Raw genomic sequence first — 4,563 nt, forward strand, 5'->3', positions numbered from 1 at the left:
GGCCGCGCGGGGGGGGGGCGGGGCGGGGGGCGGGGGGGGGGGGGGGGGGGGGGGGGCCGCCGCCGGGGCGGCGCGCGCGCGCGCGCCCCGCCCCCCGCGCCCCCCCCCCCCCCCGGCCTGCCTCGTTGGTCCGGTGGGTCGGAGCCAGCCTCTGTGGGCGGCTTTGATCCCGGCTTCGAAGCGGCTGGCGGCGCCCAGGCGTTCCATGATCGAGGCCATGTGGCGGCCGATGGCGCGTGAGGAGACGCCGAGGCGCTGGCCCGCCGCGTCGTCGGTGATGCCGGAGCTGATCGCCGGCAACTGGTGAACCGGGCGGCCGGGGGAGTTGGGCCGGGGTGGGTCAGTGGCAGAGGGCTGTGTCCAGGGCGGTGGACATGTGGTGGGCGGCGTCGTCGGAGGGGACGGTGGTGACGGTGATGTTGGCGGCGCGGCCGTCGTCGGTGACGGCGCCGCGGGAGCGGTAGCCGACGATGGTGCCGCCGTGGCCCCAGGCCAGGCCGCCGCAGGAGAGGGGGCGGCTCTGGAGGCCGAGGCCGTAGCGGACGCCCGGGCCGAGGGGGTCGGCGGGGACGGTGGTGCGCATCTGGGCGAGTTGGGCCGGGGGGAGGAGGCGGCCGGCGAGGAGGGCGGTGAAGAAGGTGTTGAGGTCGGTGTTGGTGGAGACGATCGCTCCGGCCGCCCAGGCCATGGAGGTGTCCATGTCGGTGTAGTCGACCGGGGGCGCGTCCGGCAGGCTGAGGTAGCCGTGGGGGTGGGCCTCGTGGACGGTGGTGTCGCCGGGGGTGGGGAAGTAGGTGTGGCGCAGGCCGATGCGGTCGATGACGCGCTTGGTGATCTCCTCGCCGACGGGTCGTCCGGTGACCTTCTGGACGAGGAGCCCGGCGACCAGGTAGTTGGTGTTGTTGTACTCGAAGCTGGTGCCCGGAGCGAAGTGGGCCTTCTGGGCGAGGGCGCCGTCGAGGAGCTCGCGGGGCTCGAAGTAGCGGAACTGGATGGGGATGAAGTCCGCGAGGGCCGGGGCGGCCATGTACTCGGGCAGGCCGCTGGTGTGCTGGAGCAACTGCCGGACGGTGATGGTGTGTCCGTCGATGCCGTCGCCGCGGAGCAGGCCCGGGAGGTAGGTCTCGACGGGCTCGTCGAGGCCGATCTTCCCCTCGGCGACGAGTTGGAGGACGACGACGGCGGTGAAGGTCTTGGTGTTGCTGCCGGCGCGGATCTGGCCGTCGACGGGGGGCTTGGCGCCGGTGGCGAGGTTGCCGACGCCGGCGGTGTAGGTGCGGGTGCGGCCGTCGCGGCCCTTGACGGAGGCGAGTGCGGCGGGCAGGCCGTCGTCCTTGACCAGGGCGTTGAGGCTCTGCTGGACGGTGTCCGGCTTGCCGCTCGCGAAGGCCGCGCTGGGTGCCAGCGCGCCGGCCGCCAGGGCGCCGGCGGCCACGGCCGTCACGACCGCGATCGTCCGGTGCCGGCCGGGTCGGTGTCGGCCGGGTCGACGGGAAGGTGGGACGTGGCTGTGCTGGATGTGCTCGTTCACTGGGGAACTCCTCTGCCGAAGGGGGGAATTGCCGGGTGTGCGAGGTCAGCGGCAGAGGGCCGCGTCGACCGTGGCCTCGATGTGCTTCCCGGCCTCGTCGCCCGGGATCGCCGTCACCGCGATGTTGAAGGCGCGGCCGTCGTCGGTGACGCCCCCGGAGGTCCGGTAGCCGGGGATGGTGCCGCCGTGGCCCCAGGCGAGGCCGCCGCAGGGGAGCGGCTTGCTCTGGAGGCCCAGGCCGTAGCGGACGCCCGGGCCGAGGAGTTCGGCGGGGACGGTGGTGCGCATCTGGGCGAGCTGGGCCGCGGGCAGGAGGCGGCCGCCGAGGAGTGCGGAGAAGAACGAGTTGAGGTCGGTGTTGGTGGAGACGATCGCCCCGGCCGCCCAACCCCAGGACGGGTCCAGCTCCGTGTAGTCGCGGAGCGAGCCGTCGGCTTCCCGGTTGTAGCCCTGGGGGTGGGCCTCGTGGACGGTGGTGTCGCCGGGGGTGGGGAAGTAGGTGTGGCGCAGGCCGATGCGGTCGATGACGCGCTTGGTGACCTCCTCGCCGAGCGGCCGCCCGGTGACCTTCTGGATGATCAGGCCGGCCAGCAGGTAGTTGGTGTTGCAGTACTCCCAGCTGGAGCCCGGGGCGAAGTGGGCCTTCTGGGCCAGGGCCGCGTCGAGGAGCTCGCGCGGTTCGTAGTACCGCTTCGGGCTGGTGAGGATGGCGCCCTTGTCCACGTACTCGGGCAGGCCGCTGGTGTGCTGGAGCAGCTGGCGGACGGTGATGGTGTGTCCGTCGATGCCGTCGCCGCGCACCAGGCCCGGGAGGTAGGTCTCGACGGGCTCGTCGAGGCCGACCTTGCCCTCGGCGACGAGTTGGAGGACGACGACGGCGGTGAAGGTCTTGGTGTTGCTGGCGGCGCGCACCTGGCCGTCGACGGGGGGCTTGGCGCCGGTGGCGAGGTTGCCGACGCCGGCGGTGTAGGTGCGGGTGCGGCCGTCGCGGCCCTTGACGGAGGCGAGTGCGGCGGGCAGGCCGTCGTCCTTGACCAGCGAGTTCAGGCTCTGCTGGACGGTGTCCGGCTTGCCGCCCGCGAAGGCCGCGTTCGGTGCCAGTGCGCCGGCCGCCAGGACACCGGCGGCCACGGCGGTCACGACCGCCGCCGCCCGGTGCCGGCCGGGTCGGCGGGAGCGCTGGACGCGGCTGTGCGGTGTGTTCTCGTACACGGAGGAACCCCTCTGAACGGACCGTGCCGGTGATTTCCGGCCTGGGTCAAGAGGACCATTCAGAGGTGGGGGAGTTCGTCCGCGCCCAGGACGAGACCGAACCCGGGAGTCGGCTCCGGGAGGCGCCCCCGGGCAGGACCGTGCTCCTGGCCCGGGGCGGGGACCGGACCACCCGCCGCGATCGGCGGGGGTGGGCCGGCGGCGGTGGATCGGCGGCGGTGGATCAGCGGGGGCGGATCAGCCGGGACGGATCAGTGGGCGTCGGTGAGGATGCTGGGGAGGACCGTGTCCAGGACGCGCTGGAGTTCGAGCCTCAGGTCCGTACCCTTGAGGTCGTCGCGGCGCAGTCGGAACAGGGCGCCGAGGTAGGCGTCGCGCAGGAGGTGGCCGACCTGGAGGGGGTCGGTGCCGGGGCGGATCCGGCCCTTGGCGAGGCCGGCCCGGATCACGTCCGCGAACACCTCGGCGGTGTAGGGGTGTTCGGTGATCGGCAGGCCTGCCCGGACCCAGCACATCAGCATGACCTGGTTGAGTTCGGCCGGCTCCTCGTCGTTGATGTCGACGAGGGCCGTCATGCACCGTGCGAGGGCTCTACTGACGTCCACTTCCGCGAGCGCCTCCTGCTGGAGCTTGTCCTCCAGCCGCTCTCTGCGGCGGTTGCTCCAGGTGGTGATGAGCTCTTCCTTGTGCTGGAAGTGGTTGAAGAAGGTGCCCCGGGCGACGTCGGCGCGTTCGGTGATGTCGTCGATCGTGGTCTGCTCGAACCCCTTCTCGGCGAAGAGGCTCAGGGCGGCCGAGAAGATACGTTCCCTCATCCGCTGCTTGTTGCGCTCCCGGCGGCCCGTCGGGACAAGTGCGACGGAGGCTTCGTCGGCCATGCGTTCTCCTGTGGGGTGAGGGTGTCAGTTCCTGAGGTCCTGCTCCACGGGTGGGGAGCTCCTCGGTCACCGGTACGGCATCCGAACGAGCCCGCGGAGGGCTGGGTCGGCCCTTGCATAACTTATACTAGGATTTAAGTTTAGAGTCACATGCCAGGTTCATGTCGGTCGGGGCCGCGGCGCCGCACACTTTCTGACGGCGAGACGTCAATCACAGTGCAGCGATGGACAGATGGGGCAAACTACAGTCCTACGAGCGACCCTTTCCCGACCCCATCGCCGATCGGAGCCGCACCCATGGGTGAGCAGACCCAGACGCAGACCATGCCGCGCACGGCGGCGATCCCGCCTGAGGTCCTCAGCCGTTTCGCCGACGGCGGCGTGGACCTGGAGGCGATGTTCGCCTCCGGGCACCTCGGCAACCGCATGGGCATCGTGCTGGTCGAGGCCACCGCCGACCGGGTGGTGGCCACCATGCCGGTCGAGGGCAACACCCAGCCCTACGGCCTGCTGCACGGCGGCGCCTCGGCCGTCCTGGCGGAACACGTGGGCTCGATCGGTGCGACCCTCCACGCCGGCCCCGAGCGGGTGGCGGTCGGGGTGGAGCTGAGCTGCACCCACCACCGGGGGATGCGCGAGGGGGTGGTCACCGGCACGGCGACTCCCGTCCACCGCGGCCGCAGCACGGCGACCTACGAGGTCGTCATCACCGACGACCAGGGCCGCCGGGTCTGCACCTCGCGGCTGACCTGTCTGATCCGGGACGTGGCCCCGCGCGGGACGGGCGCGTCGGACTGACGGTCCGTCACCTCGGATCCACCGACTTCGAAGGCGCCGCCCGGCGATCGGGCGGCGGCGTCGGCGTCGTGGGTGGGGCCAACGGGGTGTCGTGCGCAGTCCGCGACCACCCGCGGCCGGCGCCGGGGCGGTGGTGGTCGTTTC

At 72.4% G+C, this 4,563-nt stretch carries 4 protein-coding genes; 1 reads left to right on the forward strand and 3 read right to left on the reverse strand.

Annotation, left to right across the window (positions count from 1 at the left end; genetic code table 11):
* Window positions 1-340 precede the first annotated feature (340 nt).
* The 3 genes from ACFWXO_RS44845 to ACFWXO_RS44855 form a co-directional block, all read right to left on the reverse strand.
* On the reverse strand, window positions 341-1,453 hold the full coding sequence (locus tag ACFWXO_RS44845) for a serine hydrolase domain-containing protein (protein WP_380532900.1): 1,113 nt from the start codon (window positions 1,451-1,453) through the stop codon (window positions 341-343).
* Between the two features lie 123 nt (window positions 1,454-1,576).
* Window positions 1,577-2,743 carry a serine hydrolase domain-containing protein gene (locus ACFWXO_RS44850; RefSeq protein WP_380532895.1) on the reverse strand — a complete coding sequence of 389 codons (1,167 nt, stop codon included), beginning with the start codon at window positions 2,741-2,743 and terminating at the stop codon, window positions 1,577-1,579.
* Between the two features lie 251 nt (window positions 2,744-2,994).
* Window positions 2,995-3,621, reverse strand: coding sequence for a TetR/AcrR family transcriptional regulator (locus ACFWXO_RS44855; protein WP_380532898.1), 627 nt, complete (start codon window positions 3,619-3,621; stop codon window positions 2,995-2,997).
* 297 nt (window positions 3,622-3,918) lie between these two features.
* Between ACFWXO_RS44855 and ACFWXO_RS44860 the strand changes: the two genes are divergently transcribed.
* Entirely contained in the window at window positions 3,919-4,419 is a 501-nt protein-coding gene (locus ACFWXO_RS44860) for a PaaI family thioesterase (protein WP_375887157.1), read from the forward strand.
* The last annotated feature ends 144 nt before the right edge of the window (window positions 4,420-4,563 follow it).

Origin of the sequence: Kitasatospora sp. NPDC059088 (assembly GCF_042738155.1) — a bacterium.
GTDB lineage: Bacteria > Actinomycetota > Actinomycetes > Streptomycetales > Streptomycetaceae > Kitasatospora.

Excerpts from the sequence above, each read along its gene's own strand:
- ACFWXO_RS44855 (WP_380532898.1), bottom strand. The coding sequence starts at position 3,621 with ATGGCCGACGAAGCCTCCGTCGCACTTGTCCCGACGGGCCGCCGGGAG.
- ACFWXO_RS44860 (WP_375887157.1), top strand. The coding sequence starts at position 3,919 with ATGGGTGAGCAGACCCAGACGCAGACCATGCCGCGCACGGCGGCGATC.